At 39.3% G+C, this 21,916-nt stretch carries 17 protein-coding genes; 10 read left to right on the top strand and 7 right to left on the bottom strand.

The window, feature by feature from the left end; genetic code table 11:
- Positions 1-43: 43 nt before the first annotated feature.
- Both H4J59_RS05215 and H4J59_RS05210 read left to right on the top strand, forming a co-directional pair.
- Entirely contained in the window at positions 44-649 is a 606-nt protein-coding gene (locus H4J59_RS05215; RefSeq protein WP_182135205.1) for a peroxiredoxin, read from the top strand.
- Between the two features lie 224 nt (positions 650-873).
- Positions 874-1,260, top strand: a complete 387-nt coding sequence (locus H4J59_RS05210) for a hypothetical protein (protein ID WP_182237395.1) — start codon at positions 874-876, stop codon at positions 1,258-1,260.
- 49 nt (positions 1,261-1,309) lie between these two features.
- Here the strand turns inward: H4J59_RS05210 and rnt are convergent, their stop codons facing one another.
- On the bottom strand, positions 1,310-2,005 hold the full coding sequence (gene rnt, locus H4J59_RS05205) for a ribonuclease T (protein WP_182237393.1): 696 nt from the start codon (positions 2,003-2,005) through the stop codon (positions 1,310-1,312).
- A 196-nt stretch (positions 2,006-2,201) separates the two neighbouring features.
- On the opposite strand from rnt, the gene H4J59_RS05200 reads away from it, so the two are divergent.
- Positions 2,202-3,068, top strand: coding sequence for an OmpA family protein (locus tag H4J59_RS05200; RefSeq protein WP_182237391.1), 867 nt, complete (start codon positions 2,202-2,204; stop codon positions 3,066-3,068).
- Between the two features lie 91 nt (positions 3,069-3,159).
- Complete coding sequence (locus H4J59_RS05195) at positions 3,160-5,019, top strand: M1 family metallopeptidase (protein ID WP_182237389.1); 1,860 nt, start codon at positions 3,160-3,162, stop codon at positions 5,017-5,019.
- A 159-nt stretch (positions 5,020-5,178) separates the two neighbouring features.
- On the opposite strand, the gene H4J59_RS05190 is transcribed toward H4J59_RS05195, so the two are convergent.
- Both H4J59_RS05190 and cysZ read right to left on the bottom strand, forming a co-directional pair.
- A complete protein-coding gene (locus tag H4J59_RS05190; RefSeq protein ID WP_182237387.1) occupies positions 5,179-5,556 on the bottom strand; it encodes a hypothetical protein in 378 nt (125 codons plus the stop codon).
- Positions 5,557-5,936: 380 nt separating this feature from the next.
- A complete protein-coding gene (gene cysZ, locus H4J59_RS05185) occupies positions 5,937-6,692 on the bottom strand; it encodes a sulfate transporter CysZ (protein ID WP_182237385.1) in 756 nt (251 codons plus the stop codon).
- A gap of 218 nt (positions 6,693-6,910) precedes the next feature.
- On the opposite strand from cysZ, the gene smc reads away from it, so the two are divergent.
- From smc to ligA, 3 genes are all read left to right on the top strand, one after another.
- Complete coding sequence (gene smc / locus H4J59_RS05180; protein ID WP_220469723.1) at positions 6,911-10,465, top strand: chromosome segregation protein SMC; 3,555 nt, start codon at positions 6,911-6,913, stop codon at positions 10,463-10,465.
- Positions 10,466-10,473: 8 nt separating this feature from the next.
- Positions 10,474-11,535, top strand: coding sequence for a cell division protein ZipA (zipA, locus tag H4J59_RS05175; protein ID WP_182237381.1), 1,062 nt, complete (start codon positions 10,474-10,476; stop codon positions 11,533-11,535).
- 100 nt (positions 11,536-11,635) lie between these two features.
- Entirely contained in the window at positions 11,636-13,711 is a 2,076-nt protein-coding gene (ligA, locus tag H4J59_RS05170; RefSeq protein WP_182237379.1) for an NAD-dependent DNA ligase LigA, read from the top strand.
- 20 nt (positions 13,712-13,731) lie between these two features.
- Here ligA and H4J59_RS05165 read toward each other — a convergent pair whose 3' ends face one another.
- Complete coding sequence (locus H4J59_RS05165; protein WP_182237377.1) at positions 13,732-14,100, bottom strand: hypothetical protein; 369 nt, start codon at positions 14,098-14,100, stop codon at positions 13,732-13,734.
- 378 nt (positions 14,101-14,478) lie between these two features.
- Between H4J59_RS05165 and H4J59_RS05160 the strand changes: the two genes are divergently transcribed.
- Both H4J59_RS05160 and H4J59_RS05155 read left to right on the top strand, forming a co-directional pair.
- A complete protein-coding gene (locus H4J59_RS05160) occupies positions 14,479-15,216 on the top strand; it encodes a hypothetical protein (RefSeq protein ID WP_182237375.1) in 738 nt (245 codons plus the stop codon).
- A 264-nt stretch (positions 15,217-15,480) separates the two neighbouring features.
- A complete protein-coding gene (locus tag H4J59_RS05155) occupies positions 15,481-16,275 on the top strand; it encodes a M48 family metallopeptidase (RefSeq protein WP_182237373.1) in 795 nt (264 codons plus the stop codon).
- Between the two features lie 139 nt (positions 16,276-16,414).
- Here the strand turns inward: H4J59_RS05155 and H4J59_RS05150 are convergent, their stop codons facing one another.
- From H4J59_RS05150 to H4J59_RS05140, 3 genes are all read right to left on the bottom strand, one after another.
- Positions 16,415-17,764: a Na+/H+ antiporter NhaC family protein gene (locus tag H4J59_RS05150; RefSeq protein WP_182237371.1), complete on the bottom strand. Its 1,350-nt coding sequence runs from the start codon at positions 17,762-17,764 to the stop codon at positions 16,415-16,417.
- A 424-nt stretch (positions 17,765-18,188) separates the two neighbouring features.
- Positions 18,189-18,632, bottom strand: coding sequence for a response regulator (locus H4J59_RS05145; protein WP_182237369.1), 444 nt, complete (start codon positions 18,630-18,632; stop codon positions 18,189-18,191).
- 73 nt (positions 18,633-18,705) lie between these two features.
- A complete protein-coding gene (locus tag H4J59_RS05140) occupies positions 18,706-19,776 on the bottom strand; it encodes a hybrid sensor histidine kinase/response regulator (protein WP_182237366.1) in 1,071 nt (356 codons plus the stop codon).
- 369 nt (positions 19,777-20,145) lie between these two features.
- Here H4J59_RS05140 and H4J59_RS05135 point away from each other — a divergent pair, with 369 nt between their 5' ends.
- Entirely contained in the window at positions 20,146-21,849 is a 1,704-nt protein-coding gene (locus H4J59_RS05135; protein ID WP_182237364.1) for a GGDEF domain-containing response regulator, read from the top strand.
- Positions 21,850-21,916 lie beyond the last annotated feature (67 nt).

Below are 21,916 nucleotides of genomic sequence, written 5' to 3'. Positions count from 1 at the left end.
AACATTAAGTAATTTAAATTTATTTTAAAAATTGGAGAATATAATGAGTGTATTAGTAGGTCGCGCAGCACCAGACTTTACAGCAGCAGCAGTTTTAGGATCAGGTGAAATTGTAGATAGCTTTAATCTTGCACAAGCCATTAAAGGTAAAAAAGCGGTAGTATTTTTCTACCCACTTGATTTTACTTTTGTATGTCCTTCAGAGTTATTAGCTTTCGACCACCGTATTGAAGAATTCAAAAACCGTGGTGTTGAAGTTATCGGTGTTTCTATCGATTCTCAATTCTCTCATAACGCATGGCGCAACACCGCGATAAACGATGGTGGTATTGGTCCGGTTCAATATACTTTAGTTGCTGATGTTAAACATGAGATTTGTAAAGCATATGATGTTGAGCATCCAGAAGCTGGTGTTGCTTTTCGTGCTTCATTCTTAATAGATGAAGAAGGCAATGTTCGTCATCAAGTGGTTAACGACTTACCGCTTGGTCGTAACGTTGATGAAATGATCCGTATGGTTGACGCTTTACAATTTCACCAAGAACACGGTGAAGTATGTCCTGCAGGTTGGAACAAAGGTGATAAAGGTATGACAGCGACGACAGAAGGTGTTGCTGCTTACCTTAAAGATAACGCCGATAAACTTTAACGCTTAAGTTAATTTATCAGTTAAAAAGCCGCTTTTAGCGGCTTTTTTTGTGGCTAAAATTTTAAAAGGCATATAAAAACCATTGAAAAATAGCATTTTATAACTAAGCTAATATCGAGCTCGCTGAGAATTAATTTGTTTGGTATGAAAAAATCACTCTTTACCACAAAGACTAGCTAATGCTGCAAAGACCAGCTAAAAAATAAACTCACAAAGGAATGTTGATGTTTTATCCAAAATGCATTTATGAAAACCGGCCGTACGCTTATTTTTTAGTTTGTGGCTATTTAATTGCTTCTTACGATACCTGGCCTGTGTTTGCCTCTGTCGGTTTATTCTATCTGGCGGGTTGTGCAACCTTGGTCACTCGCTCAAGCTATCGTCGCCTTGACCGTTATAAAGCTAATGAAAAGCAGTCAAATAACAAAAACACTTTACCTGAATGGCTTTACGAATACCTACCTTATAGTTACTTTGCTTTTGCTACGGTTATGTTATTAAACACCAGTTTACCCAGCTTACAGTTTTTAGCTTTTCTTTTAATGATGCTAGCATTAAGAAATTTGCTTTTCAGGGTCAATAATCGCCGAAAAGCAAAGTCATTATTTTAATTTTAGCCCGTTAACTATTGAGATGTGTAGCACAGCGATAGGGTTAAAATTATTCTTCAGCAGAACTTTCCTGTGCAGTTTCTTCGGGTTGAATTAATGGCCAACCGCCTAACTGTTGCCATTTATTAACGATATAACAAAATAACTCAGCGGTTTTTTCTGTGTCATATAATGCCGAATGCGCTTCACTATTATTAAAATCAATTTGCGCTGTTGCGCAGGCTTTTGCTAATACCGTTTGCCCTAATGCTAAGCCTGACAAGGTTGTGGTGTCGAAACTAACAAAAGGATGAAAAGGTGAGCGCTTAATTGAACAACGTTGAGTGACCGCATTAACGAAACCTAAATCAAAGGCTGCGTTGTGTGCCACTATAATCGCGCGCTGGCAACCAACCGCTTTCATTTTTTTTCGCACAAGTTTAAATATTTCAGTTATCGCTTTTTTCTCATCTACTGCGCCACGTAACGGATTAGTGGGATCGATACCGGTAAATTCTAATGCTGCTGGTTCTAGGTTAGCGCCTTCAAAAGGGTCAACATTAAAATGTATGGTCTCATCTAAACTTAGTTGGCCAGTAGTTTCATCTAAGGTCAGTGTAGTTGCGGCAATTTCCAGTAAGGCATCAGTTTGTGAATTAAAACCGGCGGTTTCAACATCAATAACGACGGGGAAATAACCTCGAAAGCGTTGAGCAAATAGTGATTTTTCAGTAGTGGTGTTAGTCGCTGTTTTATTATCAGACATAAAGGCAAAGGGTACGGGTTAGCAAAAATATTATTTGAGATTATCGCAGAAATAAACGGTTAAGACATCACCCAAAACTAAAAGCGGTGGATTTATTTTTGGCTATATTTTAATTAACTGTTAAAGTTATTGACGATTTTGTCGATAGCAAAGATGTCGCTATAAAATTTACCTTAATTGACATGAAATTATTTTTATGAAAAAAACTATTACGCTAGTTACATTATCATTACTGATTGCCCAAACAAATGCGGGGATTAGGCAATATCGCGCAGATATTTCAAACTCTAGCTGGCAGTTAACCGATAATTCTCGCTTGCAATGCACCTTATCACATCAAATTCCACGTTATGGTAAAGCCAAATTTTATAGTTCGGCGAACCGAAAAATGAATATGGAATTTGAACTGGAAATGATGCGTCTGCCTGACAGCTATTCTTTAGCCGAAGTACGTTCTGAAGCACCTAATTGGCGACCTGGCATTGCCGGTAGAACGTTGGCGAATATGACACTACATAAACAATTCTCACCCGGTCTACCGAAAAAAATTGCCTGGAATATGCTTAATGAACTTGATCAGGGCATGAGCCCAACATTTTACTATAACGACTGGTATAGTGATGATGATAAAATTACCGTTGGTTTATCTACCGCACGTTTTCAGCAAGCGTATCAAGCCTTTGTCAGTTGCGTGAGCAATTTACTAGACTTTAACTTTGATGATATTTCTTACACCGTGCTTAACTATCAATTTGGCTCTGATAAATTAACTAAAGCATCACAAAAGCGGATGAATATGATTGTTGAGTACTTAGCACTTGATTCCAAGCTAGACTTAGTGCTCATTGATGGCTATTCAGATAGTTATGGTGGCCGAAACACTAACTTGAAAATGTCACAACGTCGGGCAAATAAGGTCAGAGAACTTATTGTTAGCAGCGGTATCGATGCGAGTCGCATTGAAGCGAATGGTTATGGCGAAAAGCGCCACGTAGCTTCTAATGAAACCATTATCGGCCGTGGCAAAAACCGTCGGGTTGTTATCCGCATGGAACAGCCATAGCTTTATCTTAAGCGGTTAAAAATAAATAGCACTTGAAGAGGCCTGTAGATTCACTGTAACCTACAGGCCTTTTTAGCTTTGGATGTGATTTATGAAATTTTTAGTTCGCCTTGTTGCCACTACGTTTTGCGTTGTACAGCTTGCCTGGGTTCAATTAGCCTCGGCGCAAGCAGCCGATGCATTAACTTATGCAAACTATGACCAAGTAAAAATTAGCCACCTTTATCTAGACTTGAATGTTGATTTTGAGCAAAAGTCATTAAAGGGCTTTGCTGAATTAAGCCTTAACTGGCTGGACGATGATGTTGCTGATATTTATTTAGATACTCGCGATTTAGACATTCATCGTGTTATGGCAAAAAATGCCAGTAACCAGTGGGTGAAATTAACTTACCAGTTGGCTAAGCGTGATGATGTGATGGGTTCAAAGCTAACCATAAACACACCTTTTCAAACGCCAATGATTAGAGTTTATTATAACTCACTGCCGCAAGCCTCTGGCTTACAGTGGTTATCTCCTGAGCAAACCGCCGGTAAAGACAAACCTTTTATGTTTAGCCAAAGCCAAGCCATTCATGCCCGCTCTTGGATACCAGTGCAAGATACGCCTAGTGTGCGCATGACTTACAACGCTCGCATTACCACCAGAGATGACTTGTTAGCCGTGATGAGTGCGAACAATAAACCTAATGCTTTGCGTGATGGCGATTATTCGTTTGCTATGCCGCAAGCTATTCCCGCGTATTTAATTGCTATTGCCGTGGGTGATTTACAGTTTAAAGCGATGAGTAAGCAAACCGGTATTTATGCCGAACAATACATTTTAGATCGGGCCGTCGCTGAGTTTGATGATACGCAGTTGATGATCGATGAAACTGAAAAGCTTTTTGGCGCCTATCGTTGGGGTCGATATGACCTATTAATATTACCACCAAGTTTCCCTTTTGGTGGAATGGAAAACCCAAGATTGTCATTTATCACGCCAACAGTCGTTGCGGGCGATAAAAGTTTAGTCAATTTAATTGCTCATGAGCTAGCACACTCTTGGTCGGGTAACTTAGTGACCAATGAAAGCTGGCGTGATTTATGGTTAAACGAAGGTTTTACCAGTTATGTTGAAAATCGTATTATGGAAGCGGTATTTGGCGCCGACAGAGCCTTAATGGAACGCGCATTAGATGCACAAAATTTAAGTTATGAAATGGCTGAACTACCACCAGGCGATACTCAGTTGTATATCGACCTTAAAGGTCGTGACCCTGACGATGCTTTTTCTGGCGTACCTTATACCAAAGGGCAGTTATTTTTAGTTTACTTAGAAGAAAAGTTTGGCCGAGACAAATTTGATACCTTCATCATGCAATATTTTGATGATCACGCCTTTCAAAGTTTAGGTACCAAAAACTTTGTTATTTATCTAAAAGCTAATTTAACGGATAAATACCCCAATATCGTGAGTGATGTCGAACTCAATGAATGGATTTATGAGCAAGGTTTACCTAGTTACGCCCCTAAACCACGCTCAAATGCATTTATTAAAATTGATGATACTATTTCAAAATGGACCAGTGATCAGCTCGAGTTGGCGCAAATACCGACACAAAATTGGACCATACATGAATGGTTACACTTTATTAATAATCTGCCTTTGAGTATTTCTAATCAGCGTATGGCAAGTTTAGATAAAGCCTTTAACCTCACCAAGAGTAGCAACGCCGAGGTTGCTCATGCTTGGTATTTGTTAGCATTACGCTCTGGTTATGACGTGGTGTATCCGGCGATGGCAAACTACTTAGAATCAATAGGTAGACGTAAACTCATTGTGCCTTTATATAAAGAGTTGGCAACATCTGCAAAAGGCAAGCGTTGGGCACAAGCGGTATATAAAAAGGCACGTCCAGGTTACCACCCATTAGCACAGGGTACTGTTGACGCTATTTTGTTAAATTAAGTTCAACTTAAGTCCAGTTGTGGCGAGCAATGATTGAATTAATGAGCGAGTTAGCCATTTAATATTCAAAAGTTAAGGTAATAGAAAGTAAAAAAAACATCGCTATTTGCGATGTTTTTTATGTCTAGCCATTAGCTTTTGAATTTTTTATACAAATAATTATGGCTCTACTGTGCGTTTATCAACAATGATATCAACTTGGCGCAGCTTGTTTTGCTGTGAAATAACCACACGTATTTGCTGTAAATCTTTTTGGTAGTGTAAAGTTAAACGGCCACGTTTACGCTCTTGCTGAATCGGCTCACCATAATTTTTATTATAAAACGCTATTACGCCATCTTCAGTTACTGAGGTGAAGTAATTGATCACCACAGGTGTTTTATCATCAAATTTGGCAAATACGTGCGCGCCTTCAATGACCGGAATATCAATTGTTTCTGACTCAATACTGGCGGCGTTAATGCTAAAACTTAACATCAGCAGTAATAAAGTACGGGATAAAAATGAGGTTTGGGGTATATAGCCCAGTGATTGCATTGCCAGTTCCTTTTAAATTTCAATGTAATGTGAATGTAATATGAATGATAAATTTTAACCTAGATCACCAAGACTATGATCACTTATATTAAATAAAATCAGCCATGATAGGCTTGTTTATTTAATCATTAGAACGACAAATCATTAAATAAAGGCTGTAATAAAGGCTGTAATAAAGTCGGTAATCTAGATCATTTAATTAATAACACAGGTAGAGTATTAAGTGTGCCCGTTGATTTTTTTGCTGTCAAATTATAGTAAAACCTTCGTTGAGAGCATTGAACCGCATGTCAACGCACGTTTAAACAAACATCACAATATGCATAATGTTTGGGCTTATCGTTTAAAAGCTAGCAACTTATTGATTGTTATTTGATTTGTTATGAACGGTCAACAAATTCATCACGATAATGGTCAACCCAAAGTGCTGTAGCACCGCAAATAGCCACAGGCATCACAACTAAGTTTACTATTGGGATCATCGAGAATACGGCAGTGGTTATCCCAAAACTATAACTTAAGCCTTGGCGTTGCTTCAAGGCTTGACGCATGTGGTTAAAACTAATTTTGTGGTTATCAAACGGATAATCTTTATATTGAACTGCCATCATCCAAGCAAGAAATAAAAACCAAAGCACTTGGCCGATAACCGGTAATAGCCAATAAAGTAAAAAGAAAGCCAGTGCGCGTGGTAAATAGTAAGCCAGTTTAGTTAACTCGCGACTTAGCGTTCTAGGAATGTCTTTAACAACGTCGAAAGCCCCAGCATTATTTAAGGGTTGATTGGTCAATAACGCCTCAACTTTCTCTGATAACAAACCATTAAAGGGGGCGGCTAACCAATTGGCAACAGAGCTGAAAATAAATGAAAAAACAATCAACACAAACAACACAGCTAATGGCCAAATAAAACTACTGAGCCAAGAAAAAGATTCGCCCAGCCAATCGTCTAAGGTCAGCATATAACTTTCGAGCTGCAAAAACATATAATAAAAAGCATAACTAAAAAGAATCAAATTAACCGCTAAGGGTACAAATACAAAACGTCGAATGCCAGGCGTGCGGATCAACTCAAAGCCTTTGATAAAATATCCAGCACCACCATCGGCCAAAAGGGGTTTATTATTATTGTTCATTGTTGTTTTATTAACCTAACTAATTGATATTCATAGCCCGATTATAGGTTCCTTCGGCTAATATGAACAGTATTGTGATGTTACAAAGTACATCAATCTCTGATACAGTTACGTTAGTTACTGATGTTTTATTCTAATTTTATTAGCTAACAGAAATTTAGCGAGTTTCTTGCTTTAATTTTAGCTAACAAAATATTGCGATTAGGTTTTTCGATTTAATGCGACTCAAGCATATAAAGTTGGCAGGTTTTAAATCCTTTGTCGATCCCACCAAAGTTCACTTTGAACAACAAATGACCGCCATTGTTGGACCAAATGGCTGTGGCAAGTCCAATATTATTGACGCTGTGCGTTGGGTCTTGGGCGAAAGTTCTGCGAAAAACCTGCGTGGCGAAGCCATGACCGATGTCATTTTTAATGGTGCAGCCAGTCGAAAACCTATTGGCCAAGCGAGTGTCGAGCTAGTTTTTGATAATACTCAGGGCCGCATTCAAGGTGATATGGCCGACAGAAGCCAAGTTTCGGTGCGTCGAGTCGTTAATCGCGAGAGTATCAATACTTACTTTCTAAATGGCACAAAGTGCCGGCGTCGCGATATTACTGATATTTTTCTTGGCACCGGTTTAGGGCCTCGAAGTTATGCCATCATAGAACAAGGCACTATTTCTCGTTTAATCGAATCAAAACCACAAGAGTTACGGGTGTTTCTTGAAGAAGCGGCGGGCATATCAAAATATAAAGAACGCCGTAAAGAAACCGAAACTAGAATACGTCACACCAGAGAAAACTTAGCACGGCTCAGTGATATTCGTCTGGAACTTGATGTACAAATTGATAAATTGCATCAACAAGCAGAAGCCGCCAAACGCTTTCGTACCTTGAAACAACAAGAACGCAAATATAAAGCCGAACTGGCGGTGTTACGCTGGCAAAAATTTGATCAGCAACGTCAACAACATCAAACGCGAATTTTAGCGCTTGAAAGTAAAGTTGAAAGTCAAAATGCTGAGCTAAGTCAAAATGATTTAGTGATGATTGAATTAAAAGCCAGCATGCAGGCATGCAATGATAATAATCAAACACTGCATCAGCAAAAGCTTAATGTAACGCAAAATATTGCTCGCGCTGAACAGCAAGTTAAGTACTTAAAAGAACAGTCAGAAAAAAGTCAAACCGACAACGAACTCACTCAACAGCAATTACTCAATGCACAACAGTTAATTTTAACCGAGCAAGCGCAGTTGCAATTGTATAATACACAATTAAATGAACAACAACCGCAGCTGCAAGCGACAGAGGCGGCGTTAAAAACTTGTCAAACAACGTTGGCGCAACAGCAAGTAGAACAAAAAGAATTGCAAAACCAATGGCAGCAACATCAGCAAAAGCGTGACAAAAATCAGCAGCAAAAATTGACCATACATGCTCGTATTACTCAACAACAAACCATTATTGAACAGGTTACTCAGCAAAGCATTAAATTGCGTCAGCAAATAGCTTTATTACCACAACAAGACCCGGCTGCTGAGCAGGCATTAGTACAAGAAAAAACGCTGGTAACAGGCGCTATTGAACAATTGCAAAAACAACAGGATCAGATCACTGATAAAGCAGCAAACCTGCAGCAAGTGTCTCAAGAATTAAGTCAAACCTTTGCAGTAGCTGCTGGCCAGCACACGGTTAAAAGTCAAGTGATTGCAGCATTGCAGGTAAAGCTTGCTGATACATCGCCTTGGAGTGAAAAACAAGCCCTATGGTTTAGTCAGCAAAGCATTACTGACGTTGTGTCGTTGCAAAGTCAACTTGACGTGGCTCATGGCTGGGAGCAGGCGGTTGAAGTGGTATTATCACATTGGTTAGCAGGCCATGTTATTGAAACCTTGCCTAACGCTAATACGGATGGCAACTTAACGGCAGATAACTTGTGTTTTGTTTATCGAAACAGCGTTGAAATTTCGGCTCAAAGCTCTGATCAAAGCCCTGATCAAAGTAGTAATCAAAGTATGGATAAACATAGCATCGCGTTAAGCACAATTAACGCGAATACTTTAGCCAATAAAGTGAGGGGTGTTAGCGCGCTAACTCGCTATTTTAATACTATTTTTCTGGCTGAAAATTATCGTGAAGCTAAGCAAGAATTATCGAGTTTAGCGAGTTATCAAAGTATTATTTGCCCAGACGGCACTTGGTTGCATCATCACATGCTAACCAAAGGCAAGCTTGAACAAGGTTACGACTATATTAGCTTGCAACGCCAGCTTGCCAGCGAGAAAAAAGCGCTTCAGGATTTATCGAGCAGACAACAAAATACTGAGCAGCAGCAAAGTCAAACCAGCGCACAGCAAGTGCGATTAGCAAGTGAAAAAAGTACTATTAGTCAAAATATAACCTTAAAACACGCTAAACTTAATGAGCTTAACAACTTAATTTCATTAAAAGCCCAGGCGAGTGAACAACAACAAAGTCAGCAGCAAAAATTAACTGAGCAAATAGATGACTTGCTAAACAGTGAGCATATAGCTAAACAAAAGTTAGCTGATTTTCAAGCACAAATAGCACAAGTATCTGATGACAGCAGTGATAGCGTGGATGATTTTTCTGAACAACAAACACGATTACAAGCGTCAATTGAGCAAATTCAAACGCGCAGCCAAGTATTGTATCAACAACGACATCAATCGAGCTTAGTGGTTGAACAACTTAAAAATCAGCGTATGCAAGGTGAACAAAGTATTGGCTCTAATCAAGAAAATGTTAATTTACTGACCCAAAGGTTGAGCAGTAATAGCCAAGTTTTTACCGATAACAGTCAGCCAATACAAGAGTTTGAGCAACAATTACCCGAATGGCTCGAGAACCTAGTCGCCATTAATGACAAGCTGCAATTTAATCAGCAAACTTTGAATGACAGTCAAACACGTTTAGCGACCTTAGAATTACAGCAAAAAAGCAGTCAAAATAAAATTAGTGCGCTTAATCAGCAGTTAGCGCGTTTACAATTAGATAGCGAAGGTTTTAAATTAAGAGCTGAAAGTAGCTTGGAAATTCTAGCTGAGTTACAACAAAATATTGATAGTGTCATTGAGGCCATGCCCGCCAATGCGAAAGAAGCGCTCTGGCAAGCGCAGTTAATTAAATTGGCTAAAGATATACAGTTATTAGGGGCTATTAATTTAGCCGCTATTGAAGAGTATGAAAGCCAATTCAAGCGTAAAAGTTACCTTGACCAACAAGATCAAGATCTTAATAATGCAATAAGCACCCTAGAAGCGGCAATTGCAAAAATAGATAAAGAAAGCCGTCATAAGTTTAAACTGACTTTTGATCAGGTTAATAAAGACCTACAGGTGTTATTTCCCAAGGTCTTTGGTGGTGGTCAAGCGTACTTAACCTTGACCGGTGAAGACCTACTGGAAACAGGGGTTACCATCATGGCGAGACCGCCAGGTAAAAAAAATAGCACAATTCACCTATTATCTGGTGGAGAAAAAGCGCTGACCGCATTATCATTAGTCTTTGCGATTTTTAGATTGAACCCGGCACCATTTTGTTTACTTGATGAAGTGGATGCACCTTTGGATGATGCAAATGTGAGTCGTTTTTGTAATCTAGTGCGAGAAATGTCGCAAACAGTGCAATTTATATATATAAGTCATAATAAAATAGCCATGGAGATGGCGTCACATTTAACCGGAGTAACTATGTTTGAACCCGGTGTTTCACGTATGGTAGCGGTTGATATTGACGAAGCAATCGCCATGGCAGAAGTATAGGCAAGGTAATGGAAAATAATTTCAGAAACACATTAATTATTATTAGTGCTATTGTGATAGTCGCTATTTTTATTCATGGTTATTGGACGATTAGAAAACAAAAAAATCCTTATAAATTAAAAGCTAAAGTAGATCCTGTGGCATCAAAGCCACGGGGGTTTGATGGCTCAGGTTTTGATCAAGACGGGGTGAGTAAGCCAAAAGTGGTTGGCGCTAGCGCCCAAGATGATGAGCTTGCTGTTAAGTCTCATCGTGTTGAAGGTAGTGCAGATTTTTATAGCGAAGCACCCATGCCAAATGATGTTCCTCCGGCTGACTTTGACGAGAAAAGCCAAGAGCAAGGACTAAATTTTGGTGCTCTGCACAACGATACTGAAGCCGTACCAGAGCATTTAAAGCAACAAGCCTTGTCAGAGACAGCTGATTATGACAAAGACTGCTTTGAAGAGACAGCCGCTAATAAAACGGCCACCATTGAAGCTAATAGAAAAAAAGCTCTGCAAACTAAACCGGTTTATCAACAACCGGTGACACAGGCAAAGCCAGACATATTAGTGAATAAAGCCGCTGCCCTTAACAAAGATGAGCCTACTCCGTCGGCAACACCGGCAAGTGAAAAACCTGCCGCTATCGATATTGAGCCGCAAGTTATCGTGCTCTCGGTTGTTATGCCAAAAGGACAAGTGATGTCAGGCGCTGCGTTATTACCCACATTACTGACTTTAGGGATGAAATATGGCGAAATGAATATATTTCACCGTCATCAAGACAACGCCGGTAATGGAAAAGTGACCTTTAGCCTAGCCAATATGATGAATCCGGGTACGTTTAATCTTGATGATATGGAAAACTTTAGCACCCAAGGCATTACCCTTTTTATGACCTTACCTAATCCAGGTGATGCTTTTTCAGTGTTTGAGCAAATGTTAAATGCGGCTAAACAACTGGCGGTAGAGTTTCATGGGCAATTACTTGATCACAAGCGTAGTGTGATGACCAAACAAACTGAACAGCATTATATTAGCCTTATTCGCGAGTTTGAACGCAAGAGTCGCATCGGCTCACAGTAAAAAATTTCTGCTCGATAAATTTCATGGTCAATAATGTGCACTAGTAAACTTGCCGCACATTATTGACCGTAAAAACTCACTCTCAAAGTAAATAAAAATTATGTCTGAACAAACGGTTACTACACGCATTACTGAAATATGTCAGTTGCTCAATCACTACAATCATCAATATTACGTGCTTGATGAGCCCAGTGTACCTGACATTGAATACGACCGGCTAATGCGGGAATTAATGACCTTAGAAACCGCACACCCAGCACTGAAAACCCTTGATTCACCTAGCCAAAAGATCGGTGGGGCGGCGCTTAAATCTTTTAGTCAAGTAACACATCAATTACCTATGTTGTCGTTAGACAATGTTTTTTCAGCCGATGAATGGCAAGCATTTGTTAAACGACTACTCGATAGGTTAAATCGAGGCGGTGCAAAATCAAGACTTGATTTTGCCATTTGCGCCGAGCCTAAGTTGGACGGTTTAGCGGTAAGTTTACGTTATGAAAACGGTGTTTTTGTTCAAGCGGCTACTCGTGGTGATGGCACAGTGGGTGAAAATATTACCGAAAACGTGCGCACCATAAAATCTATTCCATTACGTTTACAAGGGACAAGTTTTCCTGATATTTTAGAAGTTCGTGGCGAAGTGTTCATGCCAAAAGCCAGCTTTGACGCTTTAAATAAACAGGCGATAAAAAAAGGTGAGAAAGGTTTTGCTAATCCACGCAATGCCGCCGCAGGCAGCTTACGACAGTTAGACTCTAAAATTACCGCCAAACGTAACTTGGGCTTTTATGCTTATGGTATCGGCTTTGTTGGCGCTTTAGTAAACCTAGCAGACCGTGAAAATGACAGAAAAAGTATTGACGAAAGCTGGTTGGAAAATTCTCATTATCAGCGTTTATGCCAAATAAAAGCTTTAGGCTTACCTATGTGCCCTGAAGTAAAACTATTAGAAAATGCCACGCAAGTAGAAGCCTTCTATCAAGATATTTTACAACAACGCGCTGCCTTAAGTTATGAAATTGACGGTACAGTATTTAAAGTCGATGACATTGCCCTGCAGCAGCAACTCGGCTTTGTTGCTCGCGCACCGCGTTGGGCTACCGCCTATAAATTTCCAGCTCAAGAAGAGCTAACCATACTGGAATCAGTCGACTTTCAAGTTGGCCGAACTGGTGCAATAACACCGGTTGCCCGCCTTAAACCCATATCTGTTGGTGGCGTTACTGTTAGCAATGCTACCTTGCATAATCAAGACGAAATCGACCGTTTAGGCATACAGATAAAGGATACTGTTATCATTCGTCGCGCCGGTGACGTTATTCCGCAAATCGTCAGTGTGGTGCTTGAACGTCGCCCTGAAAATGCCCAAGTTATTAGCTTTCCAACCCTGTGTCCGGTTTGCCAGTCTGCGGTTTTAAAGGCAGAAGGGGAGGCGGTATTACGTTGTACTGGCGGTTTATATTGTCAGGCACAACGTAAAGAAGCCATTAAGCACTTTGCTTCGCGCAAGGCGCTTGATATTGACGGTTTAGGCGATAAATTAGTTGAGCAGTTAGTAGATGAAGGCTTGATAAAAACGCCTGCCGACTTATTTAAATTAACCACACTTGATGTCAGTACCATGCAGCGCATGGGGCAAAAGTCAGCTGATAATTTAATTAAAGGCCTTAAGGTTGCAAAAAACACCACCTTAGCAAAATTTGTTTATGCTTTGGGTATTCGGGAAGTAGGTGAAACTACCGCAGCAAATCTAGCACAATATTTTCTTAATTTTAGCGCGATAAAATCGGCGACCGAAGCACAATTACAACAAGTACCCGATGTGGGTGTGATAGTGGCAAAAAATATTATTAACTTTTTTGCCCAAGCGCATAACATTGAAGTCGTTGAAGAGCTTAAAAATATTATATCATGGCCAGATATTGAACCTAAGAGTGACGATGAACTACCGCTAAAAGATCAAACCTTTGTACTCACCGGCACCTTAAGTAAAATGGGCCGCAATGAAGCTAAAGCGGCATTGCAAGCTTTAGGTGCAAAAGTGTCGGGCAGTATTTCAGCCAAAACCCATTATTTAGTTGCTGGCGAAAAATCAGGCTCTAAATTAGTCAAAGCACAAACCTTAGGCGTTAGCGTCTTAACAGAAGATGAGATGATCGCGCTGCTCAATAGCTAAACCATTAACTAGCTAAGCAACTAAATAGCCAAGCGCAGAAAGGCATAAATAAACAATACTATGGGCAAGGGCAGCAATATGGCAAATAGTATTGTTTCACACCATTCAATGCTTCGATAGAACCTAAACCAAGGACCATTTTCTTCTCGTGTTGAGGGCAGCACCTGAAAGAAAAACATAAATGCTGAAACCACTAAGCTTTCAATCGCAACAAATAAAATAAGTATTGCTAACCAAACCAATACACCAGGGGTTTTGAGTTGAATTTGTGATTGCAAAGCAATATAAAGCACAAAAAAGAATAGGCTCCAGGCTAAAAGTTGCCATTTAAAACGGGCAAAGGTAATAGCAATATAATTAAAGAGTTCTGGGGTAATTGAAAATGGCATTAAGTGAAAAGTAACTCCTGCTCGTTATGATTAAGTTAATGTAGAAAAAGACTTGAGAAAACTCAAAGTGATTAATTTTTATTGTCGCTGTTGTCTTACTATTAGGCAAAATACTAACGCAGGTTCAGTATATCGATTAACGTGATGAAATGTCAGTGATACTATGCCAGTAAGATAAAAAATTTAACTGGTCTGCGTTAGTGAAGGTAAACTTTATACCGCATACTAGCTGTCTGCTTACGTGCTTAAGCCCTGAAAAAAATGCTGAAAACACTGTGTTGAAAAAAGTCTGCTGAAACGTCTAGTGAACATAGTGCTAACTTAGGTCAATAAATGACATAACATTAAGGTAAGCGCGCCATGAAGGAAATTAATCGCATGAATAAAAAAATACATTGGGCTGTGATCATCATGATCACCACCCTAGCTAATTCTGCTACGGCAACCCCCTTAACAAAGCATGCAGTGCTTACACAAGAAAAAAAATCACTGGTTCAAAGCCTTGAGCAAGTTGCCATTACTGCTGGCAGTACTTATATAAATAATGATATCAGTACTTATACAGAAGAAAATCCTAAACTAGCAGCCAAGCCACAAAAAGCGACGCCCTTAGCTAGAGTGCTAGCGCAGTCGGAAAATCAATTGTCAGCCGACAGCTTTAACGAAGATATAACCTTAAGCCTAGAGATTAGTGAGCTTAGAGACAATAGTGGTTTAGTTTACTTAGGGGGTAAAGTTTCTCTCGCTGACCTTAGCGGTTACTTAGAGCAACTAAAAACGGTATTAGGCGAAGAGCAATATGCTATTTATCGCCAGTATCAAGCGGCGCGTGATCAGCAAACTTTTCATATTACCTTGGTCAATCCGTATGAATATCAAACTATTAATAAAGCACAATTAAAATTACCTGAGCAATTTCGTGTTGTTTTACATGGTTTAGGCCGCGTTGAAAATGATGAGAAAAACAGCTACTTTGTGGTTGCATCCTCTGCGGATGGACAATTTATTCGTCAAAATTTATTGTTAAAAAATAAAGACTTTCATGTCACCTTAGGCTTCTTTCCTGATGATATCTATGGAGTCAGTAAAGGCCAAGACACGCTAATCAACAAATAATACCAATCTCACTAATTATCTGATCATTTTGACTAGTTAAAATAACCAATTACTGCGTTATTTATTTAATAATTAGAACAACTAGTTATTAAAATAAATGCCTTATATTTGGTCATTTTCCCTGCGTATAAAGTAGACCACCTAATTAATGAAATTAGTATAAATTTCATTCCTTAGCATAAGCGATTAAAGTATTTATGTTAAAATAAATTTTTTAAGCCATTTTTTTTGGCTGTATTTTTAGACTGTATTTTAGGAGAAGAGATGAAACTAACCTTGGCACTATGCCTAGCAATAATGACCTTAACTGGTTGTACAACGTCTTCAACGGGTCGTTCACAGCTAATGATGATGTCAGAAAGTGAGCTTAATAAAATGGGGAGCGCATCATTTGAAGAAATGAAAAGCAAAGAAAAAATTAGCCAGTCGCCCCAAATCAATCGTTATGTACAATGTGTTGCTAATGCGATCACCAAGAATGTGCCAAAATCTGCTCATAACGGCGCTTGGGAAGTAGTGGTATTTGATTCAGAGCAAGTCAATGCTTTTGCACTGCCAGGGGGTAAAATAGGCGTTTATACCGGCATATTAAAAGTAACAGAAAACCAAGACCAATTAGGCGCTATTATTGGTCACGAAGTTGGGCATGTAATAGAACATCATTCTAACGAGCGCTTATCGTCAAATCAGGTTAGCCAAATAGGCCTATCAATTGTCAGCGGGGTACTTGAAAGCCAAAATGTTGAAAGTCGAAATACCGTCATGGCAGGTTTAGGTTTAGGTGTGCAGTATGGGGTGTTAATGCCCTATGGTCGCAGCCATGAAAGTGAAGCGGATATTGTCGGCCAAGACTTAATGGCAACATCAGGTTTTGACCCAAAAGCGAGTATCAAGCTGTGGCAAAATATGGCGAAATTATCAAAAGCTGCGCCACCTGAATTTATGTCGACCCATCCGTCAAACGCCACGCGTATTAAACAGTTAACCGCACACTTACCTATATCAACGCCAATTTTCAAACAAGCAATAGCGCCTAAATGTCTACAACCGGCAATTTAACTTAACTTAACATAACTGGGTAAGTTTAGTTTCAGTTTCAAACTTAAGCTTGAAACTGAAACTAAGGCCGCTAGGCTAATATTTGTTCATGTTAAGTGACCATATTAGCGCAGCGGTTTTTTTAGCTTGAGTAAGTCGCTTATTTTCTCGTAATACGCCAAAAAGCGAAACTAGCCACAAAAAATAAAATCATTGGGTAGTAGGCATTTGCGACCACTTCTAAAGGGGATATTTTTAAGGTAGCGCCCAGCAATAAAGCTTGAGCACCGTAGGGTAATAAACCTTGGTTTATACAAGCGTAAATATCTAATAAACTGGCTGAATGAGCTGGGCTGAGTTCACCATCAGTGGCCAAGTCTTTTGCCGTTTCACCGGTAACAATAATAGAAACCGTATTGTTTGCAGTGAAAAAATTACAACAAAAGGCTAAAGCGCCAATACCAATACCAGCAGCACGCTTTTTATTGTGTGGGCTAATCTTATGCGTTAAGCCTTCAATACTCGCTGTTAAAGCACTTAAACCCCCTTGGCGTTTAATTAATTCACTTAGACCACCAATAAATAACGACAAAATAAAGATATCTTGCATACTGGCAAAGCCTTTATTGATGTCACTTACCCAACTCGCCAATTGATAACCGTTGTTGAGCATACCAATCGCCGCGGCTAAGATAATACCGATAATGAGCACCATAAAAACATTCACACCTGACAGCGCTAATACCAAAATAACGATATAAGGCAAGAAACCGATAACATCAAGGTCTTGGCTAACCTCGTGGTTTAAGGCAACCCCATTGGCGGCTAAAATAGCTAAACAGATTAATGCGGCAGGCACAGCAAACTTAAAGTTTACCCGAAACTTATCTTTCATGTGCGCGCCTTGGCTGCGGGTCGAGGCTATCGTGGTATCAGAAATTATCGATAAATTATCACCAAAAATAGCTCCAGATATAATACAACCAGCAATAAGGCTAGCATCGATATCAGCAGACTCAATAAAGCCTAAAGCAATCGGCGCTATGGCAGCAATGGTGCCCATTGACGTTCCCATGGCGGTTGCAAGAAATGCTGCTACTAAGAAAAGGCCAGGCAGTAAAAAGTAATCAGGAAAAAAAGATAGCCCTAGCTGCACACTCGCATCAACACTACCCGTTGCTTTAGCCACAGTCGCGAAAGCGCCAGCCAAAAGATAAATAATACACATAGTAATGATATTTTGATGACCAGCCCCAGCGATAAATTGGCTAATTTGCTCATTTACTGTCTCTCTACCCATATAAATAGCTAATAATATGGCTGGAATAATGGCAATGCTGGCGGGTAATTGGTAGAAGGCAAAGTCAACGCCTTGCAGTGTTAAAACGATACCCGTACCCAGAAATATGGCCAGAAAAGCCCCAAAAGGTAAGAGGCTTTTTAAACTTTGTTTTGGGTTTTTTTTGGGCAATGACGCTGGCGTAGGTTCAGATGAAATATTATGGCTCATGAATAGGATCTTTTTAGTTATTATTTTATTCAAACTAAACAATAACTGTATTTGGTGGAATGTCTATATTGAATAGCATTATATGGTGTAAATTTCACTTGTCAATCTAGACGTCTAGATGTTCGTTTTTATTTTTCAATAGCTGCTCACAGCACAAGGAGATTACGTCTGGGGCTAATACTACTGAACTTATGCAGAACTTAAATTATGCTTGCTTAGTTAAAGCTTAGTTAAAAATAAAGACCATATGAAAGATAGTGAGAGCATTCGATGAACATCAAGTGAGTTGCCTGGTAGTTTCATAAGGAAAACAATCCCTACTGGTTTTCGCCAGCAGAGATTATCTACTATGGCTGAAGTATTGATACTATTTTCTCACTTGTTACATATGCGAGTTAAAATCAGGCTCACAACAGCTAATATTTTATTTTGGTAACTCAGATGTTAGTACCCAATAGTAGTTTAATTCCTTCATTTTTTTTGAAAAGTCTTCGAATTTCAGGGGTTTAGTAATGTAGCCACTAGCACCTAAACGATAACACTCTTTTATTTCTGGCGCTGTTTTTGAGGTACTGATCATCACAACAGGAATAACGCACAGGTCATCATCGGCTTTCATTATTTTTAGCGTTTCAATACCGCCTTGTCTGGGCATTCTAATATCTAAAAAAACAATATCTGGCCGGGTAAATTTACTCTTGTCTTCGTATGGTGTTTCGTTTTTTAGATAAGCAATAGCCTGCTCACCGTCCATGACATGTGCTATGGTATTTTTAATATTAAAATCGTTAAAAGCATCTATCATCAGCTCTGCATGATCGATATTATCTTCCACCATTAATGCCGAAATAGGTTTGAAATTATCCACACTTGTCTCCTTGTTGGTTTGGGTTTTTTAAAGATAAGTTAGCCCATGGTTGATTCGTGAAACATGAGTATTTTTATGCTTCTTTTTTAAATTTAAGGGTAAATTTACTGCCTACGCCTAATGCTGAGTGTGCTTCGATACTGCCATCGTGGTGCGCAACGATTCGCTTAACGATACTTAAGCCTAAGCCAGAGCCTGAAAATTTCTTACCATTAGCCAGTCGATTAAAAGGTGAAAATATTTTTTGGGCGTGTATTGGATCAAATCCAATACCATTGTCCCGTAAAACAATGTCAATATAATTACCATTATCTTTCATCGTTATGTCAATAATTGGCTGGTTATTATTGAACTTTATGCTGTTAGCGATAAGATTTTGGAACAGCAGTTGCAACAACGCAGGGTTACCTGAAATGGTCGGAAGTTCGTTTGGCATATTAGCTTCAAAATCAATTTGCAGGGCGCTTTTTAGGGACGCCACAACTTTTTTGACGACCAACTTCAAACAGACAGTTTCAAAGCTCTGGTTTACATAGCCAACCGATAAGTAACTTTGCAAGTCAGAGACTAAGTTTTGTACTTCTGAGGTACTTGTTTCAAGATAATCAAACCATTGCAATTCATCTGCCGTGCAACTGGTTCTTTCCATCAAATCTGACTTTAACGCTCTGGATACACCTTTAATACGGTTAATGTGGCCATTGAAATCGTGCGATAAACTATCACAGAATACTTGCATGTCTTGATTATATCCAGTGGCTTCTTGTTGGTGTCTGAAACGTTCAATAGCATACTGGCATGTTTTGTAGAGTAATTGTGCTGTCAGTTCATCTTTAGATAGATAGTCTTGCACACCCTTGTGCAGCAAGTTTTGGGCTATTTCAATACTGTGTAGTGAAGTCAATGTTACCATGGGCAATGGATGGGTTTGTGAGCTTAACCAGTCTACTGTTTGTGCTATTGATGAGTCAGGAAGCTGTAAGTCGCACAAGCAGATATCAAAATACTCAGAAAACAACAGTGATTTTCCAGCGGCTAAAGTGTCAGCTCGAACAACTTGAGCGTTTATCCCAGTAATAGACGCAAACGCATCTTCAATAATCTCAAAATGATCGGGGTTATCTTCTATTACTATCACTTTCATATTAGGTGTTATCCGTGGTCATTAATCCAGATACTTCGTACATAATGCAAACACAAATTGTTTACAAAATAGATACAAAATATGCACATGCAAAGCGATTTATAAATAAAATATGCTTAGACATTATCAACTTATATTGATAATGTCTAAGCATATTACAACGAAAAATTTGTATGAAATAGGCATTGAGCGATCTAAAGTACTACCCGTAATGGATCAGAATATATTTTGCGTATTTAGTCAAAGCCAGCTTTAATTTTGAAAAAAAGGCTTTCAATACACGCATAATATGATCTGATTTTGCAAAAGTTTTAAATAGCCTGATTAATAGCTTTTAAAGCCAATATACATACAGGGATGAGATCAAAAATGAAAATACTAATTGTTGATGATGACGAAATCGATATGGCGATCGTTAAAAGAGCGCTAACCGCGTCTTTGCAAAATAATTACCAAGTAAAATACGCCGACTCTGTTGCCAGCGGTCTTGCGATGATGGATGCCGAATGCTTCGATATTATTTTGCTTGATTATCACATGCCTGAAGTTAATGGCATTGAAATGATTATTGAAATACGCTCCCGCCCAAACTTAGGCAATACGGCCATCATTGTTATCAGTGCAGCGCAAGGCTCCTCAATCGCGCTTAATTGCATTGAAGCGGGTGCGCAAGACTTTATCCCCAAAAGTGATGTTTCATATATTAAACTCCATCAAGCGATTATTCATTCGACCAAGCGCTTTGAGATGGAACAAAGAATGCACCAAAGCTACCTAGCCGTAAAAAATATGGCAGAAAAAGACCAGTTAACGGGCTTGCATAACCGTTATTATTTTGATGAGACGCTTAAATTCATGATTGCCAATAGCAAACGACTGAAGGTCTCAGTTGGCATGTTAGCGCTGGATTTAGACAACTTTAAGTACGTCAATGATACCTTAGGTCATGATGCAGGAGATCAATTATTGGTTGAATGGGTTGCTCGAGCCAAAAAATATCTCCGAGATAACGATGGCTTTGCACGACTCGGTGGTGACGAATTTGCTATCACCTTGGCGAATATACATTCGGCTGAAGAAGTTAACATGATTGGCAATCGCATCTTAAAGTCAGTGCAAGAACCTTTTTATATTGATGGTCAACGTATCAATTGCACGGTAAGTATTGGCGCCGCTTTGTATCCTAATGATGCTGATAGCCGTCATCAATTGGTAAAGTGTGCTGACATCGCGATGTACCGAGCAAAGCAAAACGGTAAAAATTCGTTACGTTTTTATCAGTCACATTATCAGGATGAACTCAACCGTCGCTTCTTAATCCAAAGTGAAATCAGTGACATTCTCAGAGACTCATCGTTCAGGTTATTCTATCAACCGGTTTTTTCTGCCCATAACGAAAAAATACAAGGTGTTGAAGCGCTGATTAGATGGCCTGACACACTAAAATTTTATACCCCCGATGAGTTTATTCCTATAGCAGAGGAAACACGTTTAATTCATGACTTAGGACAGTGGGTTATTAATGCCGCTTTAACTGACTTAGCCTCATGGCAAAAGCGTTTTGATCCTAACTTTACCATGGCCATTAACATTTCAGCGCTGCAATTGCAGGATGCGCAATTGACGCAAAAAATTAAAAATAAAACCCAAGAGCATGGTGTTTCTCCCGATACCATTACCTTAGAGATTACTGAAACAGCATTACTAGCTGATGACGAGGTGACGCGAGATACGCTGAATTCGCTTTCATCACTCGGCTTTAAAATTGCCTTGGACGATTTTGGCATGGGATTTTCCTCCATCGCCCATTTAAACAATTTCCCGATTGACGTGGTTAAACTGGATAAATCACTACAGAAAAATGAATCAGATACTAACCGTAAAAAATGTTTGTTGGAAGCGGTGACACATATGCTGAAGTTACTCAGTTTTACCGTTGTTGCCGAGGGGGTTGAAACAGCTAGCCAGTTGGCTTTATGCCATAAGTTGAAAATTGATAAAATACAAGGTTACTTACTGGGTCGGCCTATGCCAGCCGATTTGCTAGAGGCAAAGTTACTTGAACAAAGTTAATCCCCCAAGCGGCGCTTTATTAGCTGCCGCAATATTAAGCATACAAGTTAATACTAAACCGAGTGAG

The sequence above is a fragment of the Colwellia sp. MB02u-10 genome, from assembly GCF_014077185.1.
In the GTDB taxonomy this organism is placed as follows: Bacteria; Pseudomonadota; Gammaproteobacteria; order Enterobacterales; family Alteromonadaceae; genus Cognaticolwellia.
Note: the sequence above shows the minus strand (reverse complement) of the source record. Positions and strands in the feature narration are given on the sequence as shown.

Excerpts from the sequence above, each read along its gene's own strand:
- H4J59_RS05215 (WP_182135205.1), top strand. The coding sequence starts at position 44 with ATGAGTGTATTAGTAGGTCGCGCAGCACCAGACTTTACAGCAGCAGCA.
- H4J59_RS05210 (WP_182237395.1), top strand. The coding sequence starts at position 874 with ATGTTTTATCCAAAATGCATTTATGAAAACCGGCCGTACGCTTATTTT.
- rnt (WP_182237393.1), bottom strand. The coding sequence starts at position 2,005 with ATGTCTGATAATAAAACAGCGACTAACACCACTACTGAAAAATCACTA.
- H4J59_RS05200 (WP_182237391.1), top strand. The coding sequence starts at position 2,202 with ATGAAAAAAACTATTACGCTAGTTACATTATCATTACTGATTGCCCAA.
- H4J59_RS05195 (WP_182237389.1), top strand. The coding sequence starts at position 3,160 with ATGAAATTTTTAGTTCGCCTTGTTGCCACTACGTTTTGCGTTGTACAG.
- H4J59_RS05190 (WP_182237387.1), bottom strand. The coding sequence starts at position 5,556 with ATGCAATCACTGGGCTATATACCCCAAACCTCATTTTTATCCCGTACT.
- cysZ (WP_182237385.1), bottom strand. The coding sequence starts at position 6,692 with ATGAACAATAATAATAAACCCCTTTTGGCCGATGGTGGTGCTGGATAT.
- smc (WP_220469723.1), top strand. The coding sequence starts at position 6,911 with ATGCGACTCAAGCATATAAAGTTGGCAGGTTTTAAATCCTTTGTCGAT.
- zipA (WP_182237381.1), top strand. The coding sequence starts at position 10,474 with ATGGAAAATAATTTCAGAAACACATTAATTATTATTAGTGCTATTGTG.
- ligA (WP_182237379.1), top strand. The coding sequence starts at position 11,636 with ATGTCTGAACAAACGGTTACTACACGCATTACTGAAATATGTCAGTTG.
- H4J59_RS05165 (WP_182237377.1), bottom strand. The coding sequence starts at position 14,100 with ATGCCATTTTCAATTACCCCAGAACTCTTTAATTATATTGCTATTACC.
- H4J59_RS05160 (WP_182237375.1), top strand. The coding sequence starts at position 14,479 with ATGAATAAAAAAATACATTGGGCTGTGATCATCATGATCACCACCCTA.
- H4J59_RS05155 (WP_182237373.1), top strand. The coding sequence starts at position 15,481 with ATGAAACTAACCTTGGCACTATGCCTAGCAATAATGACCTTAACTGGT.
- H4J59_RS05150 (WP_182237371.1), bottom strand. The coding sequence starts at position 17,764 with ATGAGCCATAATATTTCATCTGAACCTACGCCAGCGTCATTGCCCAAA.
- H4J59_RS05140 (WP_182237366.1), bottom strand. The coding sequence starts at position 19,776 with ATGAAAGTGATAGTAATAGAAGATAACCCCGATCATTTTGAGATTATT.
- H4J59_RS05135 (WP_182237364.1), top strand. The coding sequence starts at position 20,146 with ATGAAAATACTAATTGTTGATGATGACGAAATCGATATGGCGATCGTT.